The sequence below is a fragment of the Paraburkholderia tropica genome (assembly GCF_900109265.1).
GTDB classification, from domain to species: domain Bacteria; phylum Pseudomonadota; class Gammaproteobacteria; order Burkholderiales; family Burkholderiaceae; genus Paraburkholderia; species Paraburkholderia tropica.
In genome coordinates, this window is the sequence record NZ_FNZM01000020.1 from 79545 (window position 1) to 100619 (window position 21075).

Sequence of the window (21075 nt, forward strand, 5' to 3'; positions counted from 1 at the left end):
CGCAAAGCAGGGTCGCAAAGCAGGCGTGCAAAGCGGACGCTGGCGTGACAGTCAGCCAGCCACGCGCCGATTGTAGCCCGGCCCGGCACGCGATTCCGCCCTCGCGGCCGCGATGACGCGGGCACGTCCACGCGCATCAAAGCACGGCATGGCGCATCGTGCCGCGCCCGCGCTGCTAAGATAAGCGCCCTTCTTCATCGCACGTTTTGCGCGCCGGTCTTGCGCGCACGTTATTGGCCAGCCGCGCCGGCACGCGTCGCCGGCGTCATGCAGCCAGGAGCCCACCATGTCCGAACTCACGCATTTCGACGCCGCAGGCGACGCCCACATGGTCGACGTCGGCAGCAAAGCCGAGACCCAACGCATCGCCGTGGCGAGCGGCACGATCCGCATGCTGCCCGCGACGTTCGCGCTCGTGCGCGACGGCAACGCCAAAAAAGGCGACGTGATCGGCGTCGCGCGCATCGCCGCGATCCAGGGCGCGAAGCGCACCGCCGATCTGATCCCGCTGTGCCATCCGCTCGCGATCACGCGCGTCAAGGTCGACTTCGCGCTTGATGAATCGCTGCCTGGCGTGCACTGCACGGCGCAGGTCGAAACCTTCGGCCGCACCGGAGTCGAGATGGAAGCGCTGACCGCCGTGCAGGTCGGGCTGCTGACGGTTTATGACATGTGCAAGGCCGTCGACCGCGGCATGACGATCACCGATGTGCGCGTGCTCGAAAAGCATGGGGGGAAGTCGGGGGATTGGGTCGCTCAGCCGCTCGCCCGCTGATCGACGAAAAAAAAGCGGCGAACCCAAGTCCGCCGCTTTTCTCTTCCACTACCGGACGAATCGCTTAATCGTCCGAATCGTCGTCGTCCTCTGTCGCGAACGCCGGCGGCTTGCCGTACTTCTTCAGCAGCGCCGCCTTGAAGCCATCGAGCGTGGGTTCGTTTTCGCAGAGACTGTAGAGCGCGGCCAGTTGCGTCGGCCAGTCGTGCAGTTCCTGCGCGAAAATCTTCAGCCGCTCCACCGTGTCGAACGCACCTTCCGTATTGCCGTCGAGCGCCTGCAACACCGCATAGCGGCGCAGCACCGTCTCGCCCGGCAACAGCGCGATCGCACGCTGATGCGCCGCGAGCTTCGCGGGCAGATCGGCGGCGTTCATCGGCATGAGCGTGGCCATGCCGTAATCGCCCCACGCGCTGAACAGGTGCGACGGTTCATCGGCGTATTGCTGCGCCGGGTGCGAGCCGTAGTAAAGCACTTCGGAGCGGTTGTAATCGCGCATCACCGGCCACAGCGACGCAATGCCGCCGAACACGATCACCGTATACACACCCATCACGACCGGCGGCGGCACGGCACGCAGCCGCTTCGTTTCGAACAGACCGAACACGAACATCGCGGGCAGCAGGAAGAACATGTACTGCTGCGGATATTCGACGAGCGCATGCATGACGAGCGCGCCGATCAGCATGAAGCCGAAAATGCGCTCGGGCGTATGCGGCGCGAGCAGCGAGCGCACGAACCACGCCAGCAGCCCGATCACGACGATCCCGCAGCCCACCACGCCGGTCTTCGCAAGCAGGTCAATGAAGATGTCGTGCGAGTTATTGGCGATCTCGACGCCGCCCAGCGTGCGGGCGAGTTCGAACTGGTGGATCGGGAAATCGCCCCAGCCCACGCCCAGCAGCGGATGCGCCTTGAACATCGCGAGGCCGTAGTGCCACAGCGCGAGACGCGGCGCGATCTGGCTCGCGTCCTTCATGCGGTCGGCGGCCGACTGGTCGAGTTGCAGCTGATAGTGCACGTTGGCCCAGCGCACGAACGCGTTCATGCCGACGAAGATCACCGCCAGCACGACCGGCACGAGCCACGCGCGCGCGCCGCCCTTCAGGCTCGCCGAGCCGTCTTCGCCACGCACGCCGCGCGACGCCGACAACGCCATCCAGAGCCCCGCCACCACGATCACCGCCATCTGCAGCCACGGTCCACGCGACACGGTGAGCGCGAGACCGCCTGCGTAGATCGCCGAGAGCACGCCCCACAGCAGCACGTTCAGACGACGCGTCTGCACGAGATAGAGCGCCGCGGCCATCGCGAAGGAAATATAGGTGGCGAGGTGATTGGCCTGCGCCATGTTGCCGAACGGCCGACGCTGGAACTGCACGTTATAGGCGACGACAAGCGGCGTGACCTTGGTTTCCAGATGCAGCAACTGGATGACCTGGCAGAACACCGAGAACAGGCCGCCGATCACGAGCGCCCAGGAACCCCACACCACCGCCGTGCGCGCAAGGCCAACGCGCGTGATGCTGTAGCCCGCGAGCGTGGCCATGAAGGCCGCGAGCAGATAGCCGACGCCGAGCCAGTTCATCGACGGTTGCGCGAGGTGCAGCACCGCGGTCTGCACGGCGAGCAGCAAGCCGAAGCCGAGCGGCACCAGCGCCACCATGGGCACGGCGAAGTCGACGGCCGGCCGCGCGGAGCGCACCAGCAGCCAGACGCCCGCGCCTACCAGCAGGTAGAGCGCCAGCGCGGTGAATTCGGCATAGAACGTCGGGATCGGATAGGTGTGGTTGACGACCGCATAAGGCAGCGTCAACGCGAGAGCCAGCAAGACGAACGTAAGGTAGCGCGCAAATGGAGAAGGCATGGGGATCGGGGGCGTCAGCAACCGGCGCACTATACAAAACTTTTCCCTCCCTGTGCGGGCGGCGTCGAAGCAAATGCCGCCCGCGTGCGTGCGGGTTCGCACGCGGAGTCACAAGTAAAGTTGCAAGCAAAGTCGCAGGCAAGGTCGATTCATGCCCGCAGGCACGGTTGCCCGCTCACGTTTTTCGCTCGCACCGGCGCCTCACCGGCGCAAGTCTCATGCGCGGCATTCGGGCGGTGCGAGCTTGCCTGGCAGCGTGGCCGCTTCAGACGGCGCCGGCCCCGCGCCCGGCTCACCGAGCGACGAAGCCGTCTTGCCGCCCGCGAAACATTCCCACGTGAGCGTGCCGCCCTGCACGGTGCCTTGCGCGAGCGCCACGCGCGCCGTGGGCGCTTCCGCGTTGTCGGGCACCGAAGGCACGAGCACGAGCGTGTTGCTGCCGTCGGGTGCGATGCGCGTGGTGAAGCTCACGGTGATCTGCCCGGTTGCCTCGTCCACCAGCACCGAAGTCACGTTGCGCGTGCCCGGCGGCGCCGTATAACCGGCGTCGAAGGCGTTGCCGCTCGCGGCGTTCTCCGCCACCGCGAGGCGCGCCGCGGCCGCGAGCGCGAGGCCCTCGCCCACGCGGCTGCGTGCGAGATAGTCCTGATAGGCGGGAATCGCATACGCCGCGATCACGCCGACGATCGCGAGCACGATCATCAGTTCGATGAGCGTGAAACCGCGCGCGGCGCAGGTGCGTACGAAGCGGATGAGGCACGCGAGCCGCGTGATGGGCGTGATGGGCGTGATGGGCGTGATGGGCGTGATCGGCGTGATGGGCGTGATGGGCGTGATCGGCATGAATGGCGCGAATGGGCGGGTGGCCAGCGCGTTGCGCGCGAAGGCCGTCGAGGCAAGCAGGGAAACGATCATCGTCAGGGCTCCTGAAACGGGAAACGCCCGCCACCAGAGGGTGAACAGGCGTTTCGATCGTATCGGCGAGACCTCGCGCGGGGCAGTCGGCCAGATGGCTTAGGCGCGGCGCTGTCGGTGCGCGCTGTCAGCGAGTGATGTCAGCGCTGAATGTCAGCGGCGGTTGCCAGCATCAGCCGACGGACGCAGCGCACGCCTTCGCCCCATTCTCAATGCGAGCCCTGCGCGCGCCGCGCGTTGCGACGCCTGAGCACATGGCCGAGCACCACCACGAACACCGCGCCCGCCACGCACATGCCGTATTCGGCGAGCGGCGTATCGAGCAGCGGCCAGCGGTCGCCGGCCGGATCGTTGACGATCAGCCCGCCCGCGATCCAGCCGAGCAGCGCCGCGCCCAGCGTGACGATCACCGGATAGCGGTCGAGCAGTTTGAGCACGAGCTGGCTGCCCCAGACGATCAGCGGAATGCTGACCATCAGCCCGAACACCACTAGCGCGATGCGATGACGCGGATCGGCGGCTTCGGCCGCGCCCGCGATGGCCACGACGTTGTCGAGGCTCATCACCGCATCGGCGACGATGATGGTCTTGATCGCGCCGAGCAGCTTGTCGGAGGGCTTCACGTCGGCATGTTCGAGATGCGACGGCGCGAGCAGGCGCACGCCGATCCACAGCAGCAGCAGGCCGCCCGTAAACTTGAGCAGCGGCACGTTGAGCAGCACGACCGCGAAGGCGATCAGCACGACGCGCAGCGCGATCGCGCCGACGGTGCCCCAAAGAATGCCGCGCAGACGCTGCTGCGCGGGCAGATCGCGGCACGCCAGCGCGATCACGACGGCGTTGTCGCCACCGAGCAGAATGTCGATGACGATGATCTGGATGACAGCGCCCCAGTGGAGCGTCGTGAAGAACTCGAGCATGAATGCGGGAAGTTAAGCTGCGCGCGCCGCAAAGACGCACGCCAAATAAAAAAGCGAGGCAGCCATGACTGGCTCCCTCGCTTCTGTTCGGAAACCTCGTGAAAGGATTCCGCAAGCATAGCAAAAAACGCCAGCGCCCCGCGCATACGTGATGCGCACGACGCCGCGTTATCTGCAAATTACAGCACCGACTTCAGCAGACGGCCCATTTCCGACGGGTTGCGCGTGACCTTGATGCCGCACGCGTCCATGATTTCCAGCTTCGCTTCGGCCGTATCCGCACCGCCCGAGATCAGCGCGCCGGCGTGGCCCATGCGCTTGCCCGGGGGCGCCGTGACACCCGCGATGAAGCCGACGACCGGCTTCTTCATGTTGCCCTTGATCCACTCGGCTGCCGTGGCTTCGTCCGGACCGCCGATTTCGCCGATCATGATCACGGCGTCCGTATCCGGATCGTCGTTGAACATCTTCATGACGTCGATGTGCTTCAGACCGTTGATCGGGTCGCCGCCAATACCGACTGCCGACGACTGGCCGAGGCCGAGTGCCGTCAGCTGCGCAACCGCTTCGTACGTCAGCGTGCCCGAACGCGACACGACGCCGATGCGGCCCTTGCGGTGGATGTGACCCGGCATGATGCCGATCTTCAGCTCGTCCGGCGTGATCGTGCCGGGGCAGTTCGGGCCGAGGAGCAGCGTCTTGCGGCCTTCGCGGCGCATACGGTCCTTCACTTCGATCATGTCGCGCACGGGAATGCCTTCCGTGATGCAGATCGCGAGATCGAGGTCGGCCTCGACGGCTTCCCAGATCGCTGCGGCTGCGCCCGCGGGCGGCACGTAAATGACCGACACGGTCGCGCCCGTGGCTTCCTTCGCATCGCGCACGTTCGCGTAGATGGGAATGCCTTCGAAGTCTTCGCCGGCCTTCTTCGGGTTCACGCCCGCGACAAATGCTTCGCGGCCGTTGGCGTATTCACGGCAGGCACGGGTGTGGAACTGACCGGTCTTGCCGGTGATGCCCTGCGTGATGACCTTGGTGTCTTTGTTAATCAGAATCGACATGTATTGACCTCTGTTCGCTTGGCGCGATGCGTCGCGTCTTCCGCACGGATGCGGAATTCGCGCCGGCACGCACGCCATTCGTATCCGGTGAAAATTACTTGCCTTCGGCAGCCGCGACAACCTTCTGCGCGGCCTCTTCCATGCTGTCCGCCGAGATGATCGGCAGGCCCGAGTCGGCCAGCATCTTCTTGCCGAGGTCCTCGTTCGTGCCCTTCATGCGCACGACGAGCGGCACCTTCAGGTCAACGGCCTTCGATGCAGCGATCACGCCTTCCGCGATCACGTCGCAGCGCATGATGCCGCCGAAGATGTTCACGAGGATCGCCTTCAGGCCCGGATTCGTCAGCATGAGCTTGAACGCTTCCGTGACCTTCTCGGTCGTCGCGCCGCCGCCCACGTCGAGGAAGTTCGCCGGTTCGCCGCCGAACAGCTTGATCGTGTCCATCGTGGCCATCGCGAGGCCCGCGCCGTTCACCAGACAGCCGATGTTGCCGTCGAGCGAGATGTAGGCGAGGTCGAACTTCGACGCTTCGATTTCAGCCGGATCTTCTTCGTCCAGGTCGCGGTAAGCGACGATTTCCGGATGACGGAAGAGCGCGTTCGAATCGAAGTTGAACTTGGCGTCGAGTGCGGTGACCGTGCCGTTGCTCGACACGTTCAGCGGGTTGATTTCGGCCAGCGACGCGTCGGTTTCCCAGAATGCCTTGTACAGGCCTTGCAGGATCACGCGAGCTTGCGGAATCGACGCAGCCGGCACGCCGATCTTCGCGGCGAGGTCGTCGGCTTGTGCATCGAGCAGGCCCGTGTTCGGATCGACGATGACCTTGTGGATGAGCTCCGGATGCTTCTCGGCCACTTCCTCGATGTCCATGCCGCCTTCGCTCGAACCCATCAGCACGATCTTCTGCGAGACGCGATCGACGACGAGGCTGACATACAGTTCCTGCTTGATGTCGGCGCCTTCTTCGATCAGCAGACGGTTGACCTTCTGGCCTTCCGGACCGGTCTGGTGCGTGACCAGTTGCATGCCGAGGATCTGGCTCGCGTATTCGCGCACTTGATCCAGCGTCTTGGCAACCTTCACGCCGCCGCCCTTGCCGCGGCCGCCCGCGTGAATCTGAGCCTTGACGACCCACACCGGACCGCCCAGCTCTTCAGCGGCCTTGACCGCGTCATCCACCGAGAAAACCGGCGTGCCGCGCGGTACCGCGACGCCGAACTTCCGGAGGATTTCCTTACCCTGGTACTCGTGAATCTTCATGCGTGATTCCCTTCAGTCTGAGAGTTGGAGTGAACTTCGTTTCCGCTGTTGTTATTCATGCGCGACGGCGTCGGCCTTGCCCTCTCGGCCCGGGCCCAGGTCTTCGCGCACGCTGGCGACATCCGCGCCGCGCTCTTTCGAACGCGGCACGTGTCCATACCAGCGCGGATAAAACTGCTTGACCGCTTCACCGTCGAACCGCAGCGCGTGGCAGCGGCCGAGCTGGAAAGGCGGTTGTTCGCCGGCGGCTTCGCCGTCGGCGGTCTTGCCGAATTCCGGTCCGGACGCTTCGCCCGGAGAACCGTTAGAAGAATCCCACACTGCTCCGACAAACGCCTGGATAGCGGCCGTCGGCAACACGCCCAACATTTCGGTGAGATGCGTGCAGCCAGCCGTGCCGGCGAGGAGCCGGCCCGCTTCGCGGCGGAAGTTCTGGAGGAGGTTGAGCCCGATAAGGGCCCGATAGGCGGGATTGGCGTTCTGGCACTGACCGTCGTAAGGCACCCAGTCGGACGACGCGTGAGCGTCGACGACATTGAGCTTGCGATCGATCGTGATGCGGAGCCAGAGTTCATGGATCGGCAAACCGTTGGGCCGGACACCGGATGCAAGCGGCACGTCGCGTGACTTATGATCCGTCAGACACGCGTCGATGTCCCACAGACCGTCCTCGCGCTCATAGGCGACCGCCCTGATCGCGCGCTGATGACGCAACTGACGGGGCGCTGGCGGGGGAAGCGGCATGCGTTGGTAAGACCGGATTGGAAAACTTCTCGAGTTTAGCATACCGGGTATTTGAGACAGCAGCGATCTCGCCCGCCCCATGCGCCCCGGATATCAAGCTATTTTTGAGCCAGGCGGTTCAATTTTCCGGCTAATCGCCGTCGAAGCCGTCCTCGAAGCTGTCTTCAATGCCTTTGAGAATTTTGCCGATGATCGACATCGAAAAACCGCGCGCGGCGAGAAAACGCGCCTGACGCGCGCGCTCGGCGGGCGTCTCGGGCAACTGGCCGTACTTCTTCTTCCAGACGGCGCGGGCGCGCACAAGTTCCGTCTCGCGCAACTGCGTGCTCACTTCCTCGATGAGTTCCTCGCCCACCGCATGACGTTTGAGTTCGCTGACGATGCGTCCCGCGCCGACCCGCGAGGCCCGGCGATAAACGACGCTTTCGGCGAAGCGCGCGTCGGAGAGCCAGCCGTCGCGTTCGAGCGTGTCGAGGAGTGCCTCTAGTTCATCGGCGTTGTCGGTGTACGCCATGAGCTTGCGCGAGAGTTCCGCCCGGCTGTACTCGCGACGCGAAAGGTAGCCGAGCGCGCGGCCCTTGAGCGAGCGCTCGGGGCGCTGGCGACTGTTGGCGGCGGCGTTGGCCTTGCGTGCGGCGCGCATCGTGGACGTGCGCTCGTAGCCGTCACCGCCGTCTTCGAGCGCTTTTTCTACCGCGCGCGCCCTGTCGTGCGCGTCGAACGATTCGCGCTCGTCGACTTCGTCGCGGCGGACGGCGGGACGAGCGAACGACTGCCTGGCTGCGCGCAGCGCGCGGCGCGGTTCGGAATCCAATAGGGAGTCAGATGCGGATTCGGGTGCGGAGGCGCGGCGCACAGCGGTCGGTTCAGACGATGGCGACGAGGAAGCGTTAGCGCTGCCGGCATCGACGGGCGCGTCGAAAAATGCCTCGAACGGCACTTCGAACACCGCGCCGCCTTCGTCGTCGAGATCGGGCGTGGAAGAATGGGACAAAAGCTGAGGCTCGGAATGCACAAAGCCGCGATCGCCCGAATGGGCGTCGCGGCTTTGCGAGGTAGTACCAGATGAAACGCGGGCGGACTCGCCGGAATGATCAGGGGCGGATCCGGACGCAGACCCAGAAGCAGACCCGGACGCGGAAAGGGAGCGCCGATTCGCGCCCCGCGCACCACCGCTGGCTTCACGCAGATGCTCCGCCTCGCTCGAAGTCGAGGACGAAGCCTTCGCGGCCTCAGACGGCGCCGAGGCGAACCCGCGCTTGCGCATCACAGTCGTGCCACCCTTCGCGGGCCCGATTCAGAACTTATTCTTCGTCTGCGATTTCGACTTCGCCTGTGTCGGCAACACCGTCCGGCATGGCGTTCACGCCAAGCGATTCGCGGATGCGGTTTTCAATCTCGCGGGCGATGTCTGCGTTTTCGCGCAGGAATTCGCGTGCGTTGTCCTTGCCCTGACCAATGCGTTCGCCGTTATAGCTGTACCACGCACCTGCCTTGTCGACGATCTTGGCCTGCACGCCCAGGTCGATGATTTCGCCCTGACGCGAGATGCCTTCGCCGTAGAGAATGTCGAACACGGCTTCGCGGAACGGCGGCGAGACCTTGTTCTTGACGACCTTCACGCGCGTTTCGCTGCCAATGACTTCGTCGTTCTTCTTGATCGAACCGATACGGCGAATGTCCAGACGCACCGACGAGTAGAACTTCAGCGCGTTACCACCGGTGGTGGTTTCCGGATTGCCGAACATCACGCCGATCTTCATACGAATCTGGTTAATGAAGATCACCATGCAGTTCGTCTTCTTGATCGTGCCGGTGAGCTTGCGCAGCGCCTGCGACATCAGACGTGCCTGCAGACCCGGCAGCGAGTCGCCCATTTCGCCTTCGATTTCAGCCTTCGGCACGAGTGCCGCGACCGAGTCGATGACGATCATGTCGATCGAGCCCGAGCGCACCAGCGCGTCGGTGATTTCGAGCGCCTGTTCGCCCGTGTCCGGCTGCGAGATGAGCAGTTCCGGCACGTTCACGCCGAGCTTCGCGGCGTACTGAACGTCGAGCGCGTGTTCCGCGTCGATGAACGCCGCCGTGCCGCCGAGCTTTTGCAGCTCTGCGATCACCTGCAGCGTGAGCGTGGTCTTACCCGACGATTCCGGACCGTAGATTTCGACCACACGGCCGCGCGGCAGGCCGCCGACGCCGAGCGCGATGTCGAGACCGAGCGAGCCGGTGGACACCACCTGAATGTTTTCGACCGCATCGCCGTCGCCGAGTCGCATGATCGACCCTTTGCCGAACTGCTTTTCGATCTGCGCGAGCGCGGCGGCCAGCGCCTTGCCCTTTTCAGCAGTCAGCCCAGCCGAGCCTTTCTTGCTATCTTCCATGAATCGTCCTTTGCTATGATGAACGGCGTCTCGTGACGATGCGGGCGTGCTTTTGCACACACACGCATGAACGCAGACACTGTATAAAAAAACAGTGGTTTTGGCAAGCGCGTTTTCGCACGCTTTTTCGTACGCGCCCGCCTGAACCGCAAATTGACCAGGAGACCGCCGCGCGCCGCCCGCCCCTCGTGCGAGATGGCACAGGCGCGGCGATGCCTGACTCGACGCAGGCGCATCATGCGAATTCTCATTGCCGAAGACGACAGCATACTCGCGGATGGTCTGGTCCGATCACTCCGCCAATCGGGCTATGCCGTCGATCACGTGCCGACCGGCGTGGACGCCGATACGGCCTTGTCGATGCAGTCGTTCGACCTGCTGATCCTCGACCTCGGCCTGCCCAGAATGACGGGCCTCGAAGTGCTGCGCCGTTTGCGCGCGCGCAATTCCAACCTCCCCGTCCTGATCCTCACGGCCGCCGACAGCGTCGATGAACGCGTCAAAGGACTCGACCTCGGCGCCGACGACTACATGGCCAAGCCCTTCGCGCTCAACGAGCTCGAAGCGCGCGTGCGCGCGCTCACGCGGCGCGGCGCGGGCGGCGGCCCGACCGTCGTGCGCCACGGCGCGCTCGCCTTCGATCAGGTCGGGCGCGTCGCGCGCATCAACGAGCAGGTGCTCGATCTGTCGGCGCGCGAACTCGGCGTGCTCGAAGTGCTGCTGCAACGGCTCGGGCGGCTCGTCTCGAAGGAACAGCTCGTCGATCACCTGTGCGAATGGGGCGAGGAAGTGAGCAACAACGCGATCGAGGTCTACGTGCACCGCCTGCGCAAGAAGCTCGAAGCGGGCGGCGTGCGCATCGTGACGGTGCGCGGCCTCGGCTACTGCCTCGAGAAAGAAGCGAACGGCGCGAAGGACGCGGGCGCGGCGAACGCAGCCAGTACGGCCGGCGCATCGACGGCGGCGCCCGCGATGCCCGCCAGCCACTACTACAAGTAAGCGGGCGCCATCATGGCCGGGCCCGCGCGCTCCGCGTCCACCGACGGCACGCCGCCGGACGCCTCGCCACGCTCGACGGCCGCCGCCAACGACGACACGCTCGACGACGCCGCGCGCGACGCCCGCTACGCCAATCCGTTCGCCCCGCCCGACGAAGCCGAAGCCGCCGACGCCGTCGACAAGCGTCCGCGCTCCCTGTTCGGCGAGATTCTCGACTGGATGCTCGCGCCGCTGCTGCTGCTCTGGCCGATGAGCATCGCGGTGACGTATCTGGTCGCGAAATCGATCGCCAACGGGCCGTTCGACCGCGCGCTCGAAACCGACGCCTACGTGCTTGCGCGCCAGATCCATCCGGTCAACGGCGTCGCCGAACTCTCGCTGCCCGACTCCACGCGCGACTTCCTGCGCGCCGATAACGTCGACAGCGTCTATTACCAGGTGCTCGGCACGCGCGGCGAACTCGTCGCCGGCGACCGCGAGATGCCGCTGCCGCACGACGACGACCGGCCGCCGCCCGGCCTCGTCGAGTTCCGCGACGACACGCTGCACGGCATCGACATCCGCGTCGCCTATACGACGGTCGAACCCGCGCATCTGAGCGGCGGGCAGCCCGTGCTGGTTCAGGTCGCCGAAACGCTCGACAAGCGCCGGGCGCTCGCCAACGACATCATCAAGGGCGTGATCCTGCCGCAGTTCGTGATTCTGCCGCTCGCGATCCTGCTGGTCTGGTTCGGGCTCTCGCGCGGCCTCGCGCCGCTGCACGCGCTGCAGTCGAACATGCGCACGCGCCGTCCCGACGATCTTTCGCCGCTCGAAGCACGCCGCGCGCCGCCCGAAATCGAGCCGCTCGTGACCTCGTTCAACGACCTGCTCACGCGCCTCGAACAGAACATGCAGCTGCAAAAGCGCTTTATCGCCGACGCCGCGCATCAGATGAAAACGCCGCTCGCGGGCCTGCGCACGCAAGCCGAACTCGCGCTGCGCCACGAGGCGCCCGCCGAGGTGCATCGCTCGCTCGAACAGATCGCGACGAGTTCGGAGCACGCCGCGCGGCTCGTCACGCAGTTGCTCGCGCTCGCGCGCGCCGAAAACCGCATGACGGGGCAGATTTTCCAGCCCGTCGATATCGCCGAGGCGGCGCGGCTCGCGGTGCGCGACTGGGTGCAGCCCGCGCTCGCCAAGCGCATGGATCTGGGCTACGAAGGCCCCGACAATCCCGGCGCGGATGAGCGCGAAACGGACCCCGGCACACAGGACAGCGAAGCGGACATCGCCGCGGATCAAGCACCCGTGCTCGTCGACGGCAATCCGGTGATGCTGCGCGAAATGCTCTCGAACCTGATCGACAACGCGATCCGCTACACGCCCGCGGGCGGGCGCATCACCGTGCGCGTGCGGCCCGAACCGGCGGCGCGCGCCGTGCATCTGGAGGTGGAGGACACCGGCATCGGCATTCCGGCGGCCGAGCGCGAGCGCGTACTCGAGCGCTTCTATCGCATCCTCGGGCGCGACGGCGACGGCAGCGGCCTCGGCCTCGCGATCGTGCGTGAAATCGTGACGATGCACGGCGGCGCGCTCACTATCGGCGACAACGTCTATCAGGACTCGCCGCGCCTCGCGGGGACGCTCGTGCGTGTGACGCTCGCGATGCGCGGCGCGGTCTGAACGTCGATTACGACGCCGAAACTGACGGCATCAGGTGAAATCCTGGGCGTCAGGCTGGCTGGGACTTTCCCTTAGCGGCACGCGGCGAGAGCACGCACGGAAAATCGATTTGACGAATTTAGCGTTACGTTGAATCAAAATTGGACGATCTTGGGCGACGTTATCACACCACGCCCACCAGATCAGCCCACTCGCACAGCCCGCTCCCTCGTCAGAACCCCGTAAGTTTCCGTTCGAATAATGCATCGCAGGACCACCGCGCCCGCGTCTGCGGGGCGGCCCCACACGCATATCAATACTGGAGACATCTATGGCAACCGTTGGCGGACAAGTCTCGCACGCGCCGATGACCAAGGACGAAAAACGCGTGATCTTCGCGTCGTCCCTCGGCACCGTGTTCGAGTGGTACGACTTCTATCTGGCCGGCTCGCTCGCGGCCTTCATCAGCAAAAGCTTCTTCTCGGGCGTGAACCCCACGGCGGGCTTCATCTTCACGCTGCTCGGCTTCGCGGCGGGCTTCGCCGTGCGTCCGTTCGGCGCGATCGTCTTCGGGCGTCTGGGCGACCTCGTCGGCCGCAAGCACACGTTCCTCGTCACCATCGTCATCATGGGTCTGTCGACTTTCGTGGTCGGCTTCCTGCCAGGCTATGCGTCGATCGGCATTGCGGCGCCGGTGATCTTCATCCTCATGCGTCTGTTGCAGGGCCTCGCGCTCGGCGGCGAGTACGGCGGCGCGGCGACCTACGTCGCCGAACACGCGCCGCCCGGACGCCGCGGCTTCTACACTGCCTGGATCCAGACGACCGCCACGCTCGGCCTGTTCCTCTCGCTGCTCGTGATCCTCGGCGTGCGTACCGCCGTGGGCGAGGAAGCGTTCGGCGCCTGGGCCTGGCGCGTGCCGTTCGTCGCGTCGATCCTGCTGCTCGCGGTCTCGGTCTGGATCCGTCTGCAACTCGACGAATCGCCGGCGTTCAAGCGCATCAAGGCCGAAGGCAAGATCTCGAAGGCGCCGCTCTCGGAAGCGTTCGGCCAGTGGAAGAACCTCAAGGTCGTGATCCTCGCGCTGATCGGCGTGACGGCGGGCCAGGCCGTGGTCTGGTACACGGGCCAGTTCTACGCGCTGTTCTTCCTCACGCAGACGCTCAAGGTCGACGGCGCGAGCGCCAACATCCTGATCGCGCTGGCGCTGCTGATCGGCACGCCGTTCTTCCTGTTCTTCGGCTCGCTGTCGGACAAGATCGGCCGCAAGCCGATCATCATGGCCGGCTGCCTGATCGCCGCGCTGACCTATTTCCCGCTCTTCAAGGCGCTCACGCACTACGCGAACCCCGCGCTCGAAGCGGCCACGGCGCGCGCGCCGATCGTCGTGATCGCGAACCCCGACGAGTGCTCGTTCCAGTTCAACCCGGTCGGCACCTCGAAGTTCACGAGTTCGTGTGACATCGCCAAGAGCGCGCTCTCGAAGGCCGGCCTGAACTACTCGAACGTGGCCGCACCGGCGGGCACGCTCGCGCAGATCAAGGTGGGCGACACGACCATCGACACTTTCGACGGCAAGGCGCCTGGCGCGAAGGAGGCCGGCGCGGCGTTCGACAAGACGCTCTCGGGCGCATTGAAGAGTGCGGGCTATCCGCTCAAGGCCGACCCGGCGCAACTCAACTGGCCGATGAGCGTGGTGATCCTGACCATCCTCGTGATCTTCGTGACGATGGTGTACGGGCCGATTGCGGCGATGCTGGTGGAGATGTTCCCGACGCGCATCCGCTATACGTCGATGTCGCTGCCCTATCACATCGGCAATGGCTGGTTCGGCGGCTTCCTGCCCGCAACGGCGTTCGCGATCGTGGCGGCGCGAGGCGATATCTACTCGGGCCTCTGGTATCCGATCATCATCGCGCTGGCGACCTTCGTGATCGGCATGCTGTTCGTGAAGGAGACGAAGGACTCGGATATCTACTCGCAGGATTGATTCTGTGTCGATCCGGTCGATTTAGCCCCGGCCCGGCGGTCTCGAAAAAAGTTGAAGATAGCGCTTGACAGACCTCAGGGCCGCCCGCATAATCTTTCTTCTTAGGCGAATTAGCTCAGCCGGTTAGAGCGACGGAATCATAATCCGCAGGTCCGGGGTTCGAATCCCTGATTCGCCACCAAATGCGAAAGCCGCTGACCCACAAGGTCAGCGGCTTTTTCTATTTGCGCGCCGCGTTTATCTCGCCGCCGCTTTTACAGACTTCGCGCCGCAACTTCCTCAGCGCGAAGCCCAGTCCCTCACTCCGCGCCCTTCCCCCGCTTCGCCACGTACATCGCCTGATCCGCGCGATCGAGCAGCCGTGTCATTTCCACGCCGTCTTCCGGCAGCACCGCCACGCCCACGCTCACGCCCAGTTCGATCGTCTGCCCTTCGAATTCGAACGGCTCGCCGACCTTCTCGCGAATCCGCCGCGAATACACTTCCGCGTCGCTGCGGCCATCGATGCCCGGCAGAATCATCGCGAATTCGTCGCCGCCCACGCGCGCGGCCGTATCCACGCGGCGGCTGTTGCTCGCGATGCGCGCCGCCGTTTCCCTGATCGCCGCGTCGCCCGCGCGATGGCCGTAGCGGTCGTTGATCGGCTTGAGGCCGTCCATGTCGAGATTGAGCACGCCCAGTCCGCCTTCCGAACGCACCGCGAGATCGACCGACTGACGCAGACGGTCGTAGAACAGCGCGCGGTTCGGCAGGCCGGTGAGCGCGTCGTGCGTCGCACGCAGATAGAGTTCGCTCGTTTCGTGGCGCGCGGCGTGGAACATCGCGGCCGCGATCAGGCCGGACATCAGCGAGAGCGTTTCGATGTCGTCGTCGTCGAAGGCGCCGACTTCGGGCGCCACCACCTTCAGCACGCCCACGGTCGCATCGAGATGCTTGAGCGGCGTGACGATCATCGAGCGCAGGCCGACGCGGCGGCACGCTTCGCGGTCCACGCGCGGATCGGCTTCGGAGTCGTCGCAGCGCAGGATTTCGCCGCTGCTCACGCACAGCCCGGAGAGGCTCGATTCGCGCGCGAGGCGCAAGCCGAGCATGCCGGCCACACTGCCCGACGCCGCGCGATAGACCATCTCGCCGCCTTCGGCGAGTTCGACGGCCGCGCCCTGCGCGCCGGTCAGATGTTCGGTGCGTTCGGCGACGAATGCCATCACGCCGCCGAGGTCGAGGCCGAGTCTCGCGATGTCGGATTGCGCGCGGATGATTTCGAGGAGCGTGGCGTTGTCGAGCCGAGGGCCGCCGAGGTCGTTTTTCATGGCGTCAAACGTTTGCGTAAGAGCCCTTTTCGCGCAGATCGGCGCGCCACGGGCAGGACGCGCAAGCATAGCAAACTCGCGTCCCTGCTTTCAGCGTTGTCTTTTTACACGCCGTTTCGGGCCCGACGCCGCGCGTCTCAACCCTCGATCCGCTCGCGCGTCACACGCAGCAGCGCGGCCATCGCTTCGCGCGCCGTGCTGGCGTCGCGTCGCGCGATCGCGTCGAACACTTTCGTGTGGTCCGGCAGCGCCGCGTTGAACACATCGGCGCGCTTGGCGTTCACGCGCAACTGCCCTTCGAGCGTGCGCTCGATCAGCGTGCCGAGCGGCACCAGCAGTTCGTTGCGGCAGGCGGCGAGCACGGCCAGGTGAAAGCGCAGATCGGCGCGCACCCATTCGTCGACGTTGCGCGCGTCGGTCATCGCGGCGTGGGCGTCGGCGAGATCGGCGAACGAGACGTCGTCGTGCGCGCCCGCCGCGAGCTGCGCGGCGTAAGGCTCGATCATCTCGCGCATTTCCTGCAGCTTGAGCGCGAACGCGAGCGGCGGCGCGACGCGTGCGTACCAGTCGAGCACGTCGGCGTCGAGCAGGTTCCACGCTTCGCGCGAGCGCACGCGCGTGCCGACCTTCGGCCGCGATTCCACGAGTCCTTTCGAGGTGAGCGTGCGCAGCGCTTCGCGCAGCACCGTGCGGCTCACGTCGAAGCGCTCCATCAGGTCCGCTTCGCGCGGCAGCGTCGTGCCGGGCGCGTAGTCGCCGCGCAGGATCGCGCTGCCAAGTTCGAAGGCGACGGTGCCGTGCAGATCGCGCTGAATGACGTTCTCCTTGTATTCGCGGGGGGCGATCGCCCAGATAATGGGAACCGATGCAAAATAATACTATTAATAGCACTTAAACGCGAATTTTGCAGTAGCATGTGCTCCGAGACGCGCCGGGCCCGCCGCTCGCGCCGTGCGCCCATCGAACCGTTCTGGAGACACCGCATGAAAATCACCAAGCTCGAAACCTTCGTCGTGCCGCCCCGCTGGCTCTTCCTCAAGATCGAAACGGACGAAGGCATCATCGGCTGGGGCGAGCCCGTCGTCGAAGGCCGCGCGCACACGGTTGCCGCCGCCGTCGAAGAACTGTCCGACTATCTGATCGGCAAGGACCCGCTGCTGATCGAAGACCACTGGCAGGTGATGTATCGCGCGGGCTTCTACCGCGGCGGTCCGATCACGATGAGCGCGATCGCGGGCGTCGACCAGGCGCTCTGGGACATCAAGGGCAAGCATCATGGCGTGCCGGTGCACGCGCTGCTCGGCGGCCAGGTGCGCGACAAGATCAAGGTCTATTCGTGGATCGGCGGCGACCGTCCGAGCGACGTCGCGAACAACGCGCGCGCCGTGGTCGATCGCGGCTTCAAGGCCGTGAAGATGAACGGCTCGGAAGAACTCCAGATCATCGACACCTTCGACAAGGTGCAAGGCGTGATCAACAACGTCGCGGCCGTGCGCGAGGCCGTGGGCCCGAACGTCGGCATCGGCGTGGACTTCCACGGCCGCGTGCACAAGCCGATGGCGAAGGTGCTCGCGAAGGAACTCGATCCGTTCAAGCTGATGTTCATCGAAGAGCCCGTGCTCTCGGAGAACGTCGAGGCGCTGCGCGACATCGTCAACCAGACGAGCACGCCGATCGCGCTCGGCGAGCGTCTCTACTCGCGCTGGGATTTCAAGCACATTCTCGCGGGCGGTTACGTCGACATCATTCAGCCCGACGCTTCGCACGCGGGCGGGATCACCGAATGCCGCAAGATCGCGTCGATGGCGGAAGCCTATGACGTGGCGCTCGCGCTGCACTGCCCGCTCGGTCCGATTGCGCTCGCCACCTGTCTGCAGATCGACGCGGTGAGCTACAACGCGTTCATCCAGGAACAGAGCCTCGGCATTCACTACAACCAGGGCAACGACCTGCTCGACTACATCAAGAATCCGGAAGTCTTCAAGTACGAAGACGGCTTCGTGTCGATTCCGCAAGGTCCGGGTCTGGGCATCGAAGTGAACGAGGAGAAGGTGCGCGAGATGGCGAAGGTCGGTCATCGCTGGCGCAATCCGGTGTGGCGTCACGAGGATGGCAGCGTCGCCGAGTGGTGATGTGTGCTGGCGCACAGATCGCGGCGCGATCATGTCGGCAATCGAGGCTGATCGTCGATGAGTGCGCGTATCGCGGAGCTTGCATCCGCGATACGCCCAGCGCGCGTCACCTGCGTTACGTGACGTGTTTCGCGCACCACGTTTCAGCGCCGTAACGTTTCAGCCCGGTTTGGGCCCGCAACGCCGCGTCTCGCCTTCGGGCGGTCGCGGCGTTCGTCGTTTTCGCACATAGCGCGCGTGTTCGCGTGTGTCGCTAAAGCCTTGGCGCGCAAGGCAAAAACATCGTATCGCCGGCATCGCGTTCGCGGCGCGCGGCGCACCAGGCGCAATACCGACTCGCATTGGCCTGCTCCTTGCTGAATCCCCTGTACGACAAATCGAACGATACGGGGATACACATGGACGCGATGCTGCCCGACTACCTGATCCGAGAGCAGGCCGCCGTAGGCGCGCTCGTCACTTTCGGCCTGACGCGCGTGATCGCCGCCGCCGTCGCCTGCACGCGCGGCTGGCGCATTCTCATGGTCGAGCAGAGCTTTATCGGGCTCGCGGTGCTCTGGTGCGCGCCGCAACTGTTCGATCTGATCGCGCATCCGTCATCGGTGCTCGCGCTCGCGGAACTCGAAGGCAAGGCAATCGGTTGCGCGATCGCCCTGTTCTTCTCGCCGATTCTCAGTCATCGGCTCGGTTACGAATAAGGGTTACGAATCAGCGCGATCACGCGCGTAAGCGCGGCGTGTTTCAGCCCTGCAACACGTAGCCCGGCACGCTATGACCGAGCACGGCCGCGATCACGAGGATGGCCATCATCACCAGCGCTTCGAGATGCAGCACATTGACGAAGCGGCGCGCCGCGCCCGTCGACGCCGCGCGGCGCAGTTCCGGCATCACCATCACGCGGTTGACGGCGCCGAGCGCGAGTGCGAGCGCGACCAGCGCGAGCTTGGCCAATAGCACGCGGCCCCACTCGCTGCCCGTGAGCGCATCGAGCGAGCCGCCGGTACCGCGCAGCGTGTTGAACACGCCGGTCGCGAGCACGAGTCCCACCGCGAACAGCGCGACGTTCGAGAGCTGGCCCGCCGTGCGGATCAGCACGCCGCGCGCCGTCGACGCACCCAGCGCCGGCAACACCGCGAGACCGCCCGCCATCACGATGCCGCTCCATGCGCTCGCGCTCAGCACGTGCAGCGTGTTCAGGCCGAGCGCGGCCGAGGCGAAGCCCGCATCGGCGGCGTGACCGAGACCCGCGCGGCCCGCGGCGACGGCGATCAGCGCGAGCCACAGCACGCCGTCGCGCAGCGGGCTCGCGCCCGCGAACGCGGCGAGCAGCACGACGAGCGCGCCGCCGAACGCCACCGACCACGCATGGCCCACGTGCGTCTGCGAAAGCACCGTGGGCACCACGCCGAACGACGCGGGCAAGGTCGCGCCGCTGATCGACGCGCTCTCGTAGAGCAGCCACATGACGAGCGCGATCACGAGCACCAGCGAGCCCGCGCGCAACGAACGCTGCGCGCGCAGCCACGCGGGCCTTGCGGGCGCGATCGCGCTGCGGGCGTCCTTCTCCAGCCACGCGCCGTAGAGCGTCGAGCCGAGCGCAAAGGCGTAGGCGAGATTCACCAGGGCGGCCATCGCGACCTGCCCGATCCAGAGCCAGTCAGCTTTCATCGGCGCGCGCCCTCCAGACAGTCGGAAGTTCCGGCACGCGGGGACGGGGACGGCGGTTGCATCGGCGGGGTAAGTGCAATTGGAGTCATCGAGACGAGTGGCAAGGAAACAACAACAAAACGGCAACAAAACAGCGACGAAACTACGAAGCTGCGGTGAGCGTTCGAAACAGGATTGAAACCGGCGGTGGCGACGTTTGCGCGCCCCGGACAAGCGCGCACGCGATGCGGCGCGACTTTCCGGAAAGGAGCCTGCTTCGATAGCCGCGACGCCGTTCGGTTCAATACCGGATCTTGCATGCGGCGCGCAGCCACTCCCTGCGCTTCGTCAAATCGCCATGCGGATGGCATGGAAGCGAGGTCAAGCAGGGTCAATCCCGAGTCACGAATCGGCTAACGGGTGCAGAATCATAACCGGCGACGCCGCGACCTTCGGCCGCAATCCTGGAGATCGGATACGGGCCGGGTCACTGTGCGTCTCCGGGCAAGCCCGCGTTGGCGGCCCGGAGCGCATGTGGCAAAAAGTCACTGTCGAGGCGATGCTAGAATCGGCTGCGTCGCCGCAGCGCGCACGGGTCGTCTGCTTTTATCGCGCGCAACCTGGAAGCCGGGTCGCTCGAAGCCTGGCAGGTCCACGATAAAGAATGGAGTCACGCGTGTCCCCAAGACGTCTCGTCCGACCGCTCATTCCGCTCGCCGCGCCGCTCCTGGCTGCATTGCTGTTCGGCACGTCCGGAATCTTCAGCGCCGCTTCCGCCCAGACCCCGCAACCCAAAGCCCCCGACACGATCGAATCGCGCGTGCAGGGCTGCACCGCGTGCCACGGCTCGCACGGTCAGGGCACCGACAACGACTACTTCCCGCGTCTCGCCGGCAAACCGGCAGAGTACCTCTACAACCAGTTGATGAATTTTCGCGAGGGTCGCCGCAAGTACCCTCCGATGAATTATCTGGTCACCTATCTCTCCGACGATTACCTGCACGAGATCGCCACGTACTTCTCGCAGCAGCGGCCGCCCTACCCGCCGCCCGCGAAAGCCACGGTCAGCGACAGCACGCTCGCGCGCGGCCAGGCGATCGTCCTGCGGGGCGACCCGGCGCGCCAGGTGCCCGCCTGCGCGGCCTGCCACGGTGCGAAGCTGACCGGCATGGAGCCGGCCATTCCCGGCCTCGTCGGGCTGCATGCGGACTACATCAGCGCGCAGATCGGCGCCTGGCGTTCGGGCTCGCGTCACGCCAAGGCGCCCGACTGCATGCACGAGATCGCCACGCGTCTCACCGACGACGACGTGAACGCCGTCGCGGCCTGGCTTGCCACGCAGAACGCGCCGCAAAATCCCGTGCCGGCCGCGGCTGGCTCGTTGAAGACGCCGCTCGCATGCGGCAGCGAACCGCAATAAGGCGCCGGG

At 65.5% G+C, this 21075-nt stretch carries 18 protein-coding genes and 1 tRNA gene; 8 read left to right on the forward strand and 11 right to left on the reverse strand.

Features of this window, described 5'->3' with window-relative positions:
- The first annotated feature begins 286 nt into the window (after positions 1–286).
- Positions 287–775: a cyclic pyranopterin monophosphate synthase MoaC gene (moaC, locus tag BMY06_RS29515; RefSeq protein ID WP_074986753.1), complete on the forward strand. Its 489-nt coding sequence runs from the start codon at positions 287–289 to the stop codon at positions 773–775.
- 64 nt (positions 776–839) lie between these two features.
- On the opposite strand, the gene BMY06_RS29520 is transcribed toward moaC, so the two are convergent.
- The 8 genes from BMY06_RS29520 to recA all read right to left on the reverse strand — a co-directional run bounded on the left by BMY06_RS29520 (position 840) and on the right by recA (position 9924).
- Entirely contained in the window at positions 840–2642 is a 1803-nt protein-coding gene (locus BMY06_RS29520; protein ID WP_074986754.1) for a PglL family O-oligosaccharyltransferase, read from the reverse strand.
- Positions 2643–2858: 216 nt separating this feature from the next.
- Entirely contained in the window at positions 2859–3425 is a 567-nt protein-coding gene (locus BMY06_RS29525) for a pilin (RefSeq protein WP_074986797.1), read from the reverse strand.
- 341 nt (positions 3426–3766) lie between these two features.
- Positions 3767–4477: a TerC family protein gene (locus BMY06_RS29530; RefSeq protein WP_065059313.1), complete on the reverse strand. Its 711-nt coding sequence runs from the start codon at positions 4475–4477 to the stop codon at positions 3767–3769.
- Between the two features lie 179 nt (positions 4478–4656).
- Positions 4657–5538: a succinate--CoA ligase subunit alpha gene (gene sucD, locus BMY06_RS29535; protein WP_065059314.1), complete on the reverse strand. Its 882-nt coding sequence runs from the start codon at positions 5536–5538 to the stop codon at positions 4657–4659.
- A 94-nt stretch (positions 5539–5632) separates the two neighbouring features.
- Positions 5633–6799 (reverse strand): ADP-forming succinate--CoA ligase subunit beta, encoded by a 1167-nt coding sequence (gene sucC / locus BMY06_RS29540; RefSeq protein WP_065059315.1) that lies wholly within the window; start codon positions 6797–6799, stop codon positions 5633–5635.
- 51 nt (positions 6800–6850) lie between these two features.
- Positions 6851–7543 carry a DUF2889 domain-containing protein gene (locus BMY06_RS29545; RefSeq protein ID WP_065059316.1) on the reverse strand — a complete coding sequence of 231 codons (693 nt, stop codon included), beginning with the start codon at positions 7541–7543 and terminating at the stop codon, positions 6851–6853.
- Positions 7544–7673: 130 nt separating this feature from the next.
- Positions 7674–8483: a recombination regulator RecX gene (gene recX / locus BMY06_RS39035; protein WP_074986798.1), complete on the reverse strand. Its 810-nt coding sequence runs from the start codon at positions 8481–8483 to the stop codon at positions 7674–7676.
- Positions 8484–8847: 364 nt separating this feature from the next.
- The gene (recA, locus tag BMY06_RS29555) at positions 8848–9924 is read right to left on the reverse strand and encodes a recombinase RecA (RefSeq protein WP_065059317.1); all 1077 of its coding nucleotides are present in this window, start codon (positions 9922–9924) and stop codon (positions 8848–8850) included.
- Between the two features lie 237 nt (positions 9925–10161).
- On the opposite strand from recA, the gene BMY06_RS29560 reads away from it, so the two are divergent.
- The 4 genes from BMY06_RS29560 to BMY06_RS29575 all read left to right on the forward strand — a co-directional run bounded on the left by BMY06_RS29560 (position 10162) and on the right by BMY06_RS29575 (position 14738).
- The gene (locus BMY06_RS29560) at positions 10162–10923 is read left to right on the forward strand and encodes a response regulator transcription factor (protein ID WP_074986755.1); all 762 of its coding nucleotides are present in this window, start codon (positions 10162–10164) and stop codon (positions 10921–10923) included.
- A gap of 12 nt (positions 10924–10935) precedes the next feature.
- Positions 10936–12588, forward strand: a complete 1653-nt coding sequence (locus tag BMY06_RS29565; protein WP_074986756.1) for a sensor histidine kinase — start codon at positions 10936–10938, stop codon at positions 12586–12588.
- A gap of 310 nt (positions 12589–12898) precedes the next feature.
- The gene (locus tag BMY06_RS29570) at positions 12899–14557 is read left to right on the forward strand and encodes an MFS transporter (RefSeq protein WP_065059320.1); all 1659 of its coding nucleotides are present in this window, start codon (positions 12899–12901) and stop codon (positions 14555–14557) included.
- A gap of 104 nt (positions 14558–14661) precedes the next feature.
- A tRNA-Met gene (locus BMY06_RS29575) sits at positions 14662–14738 on the forward strand.
- A 118-nt stretch (positions 14739–14856) separates the two neighbouring features.
- Here the strand turns inward: BMY06_RS29575 and BMY06_RS29580 are convergent.
- Positions 14857–15867, reverse strand: coding sequence for a sensor domain-containing diguanylate cyclase (locus BMY06_RS29580; RefSeq protein WP_074986757.1), 1011 nt, complete (start codon positions 15865–15867; stop codon positions 14857–14859).
- 137 nt (positions 15868–16004) lie between these two features.
- On the reverse strand, positions 16005–16712 hold the full coding sequence (locus BMY06_RS29585; RefSeq protein WP_074986758.1) for a FadR/GntR family transcriptional regulator: 708 nt from the start codon (positions 16710–16712) through the stop codon (positions 16005–16007).
- A 138-nt stretch (positions 16713–16850) separates the two neighbouring features.
- Between BMY06_RS29585 and dgoD the strand changes: the two genes are divergently transcribed.
- Positions 16851–17999 (forward strand): galactonate dehydratase, encoded by a 1149-nt coding sequence (gene dgoD, locus BMY06_RS29590; RefSeq protein ID WP_065059323.1) that lies wholly within the window; start codon positions 16851–16853, stop codon positions 17997–17999.
- Positions 18000–18397: 398 nt separating this feature from the next.
- Positions 18398–18697 (forward strand): hypothetical protein, encoded by a 300-nt coding sequence (locus tag BMY06_RS29595; protein ID WP_065059324.1) that lies wholly within the window; start codon positions 18398–18400, stop codon positions 18695–18697.
- 43 nt (positions 18698–18740) lie between these two features.
- Here BMY06_RS29595 and BMY06_RS29600 read toward each other — a convergent pair whose 3' ends face one another.
- Complete coding sequence (locus BMY06_RS29600; RefSeq protein WP_065059325.1) at positions 18741–19667, reverse strand: CopD family protein; 927 nt, start codon at positions 19665–19667, stop codon at positions 18741–18743.
- Positions 19668–20310: 643 nt separating this feature from the next.
- Between BMY06_RS29600 and BMY06_RS29605 the strand changes: the two genes are divergently transcribed.
- Positions 20311–21066 (forward strand): c-type cytochrome, encoded by a 756-nt coding sequence (locus BMY06_RS29605; protein WP_065059326.1) that lies wholly within the window; start codon positions 20311–20313, stop codon positions 21064–21066.
- Positions 21067–21075 lie beyond the last annotated feature (9 nt).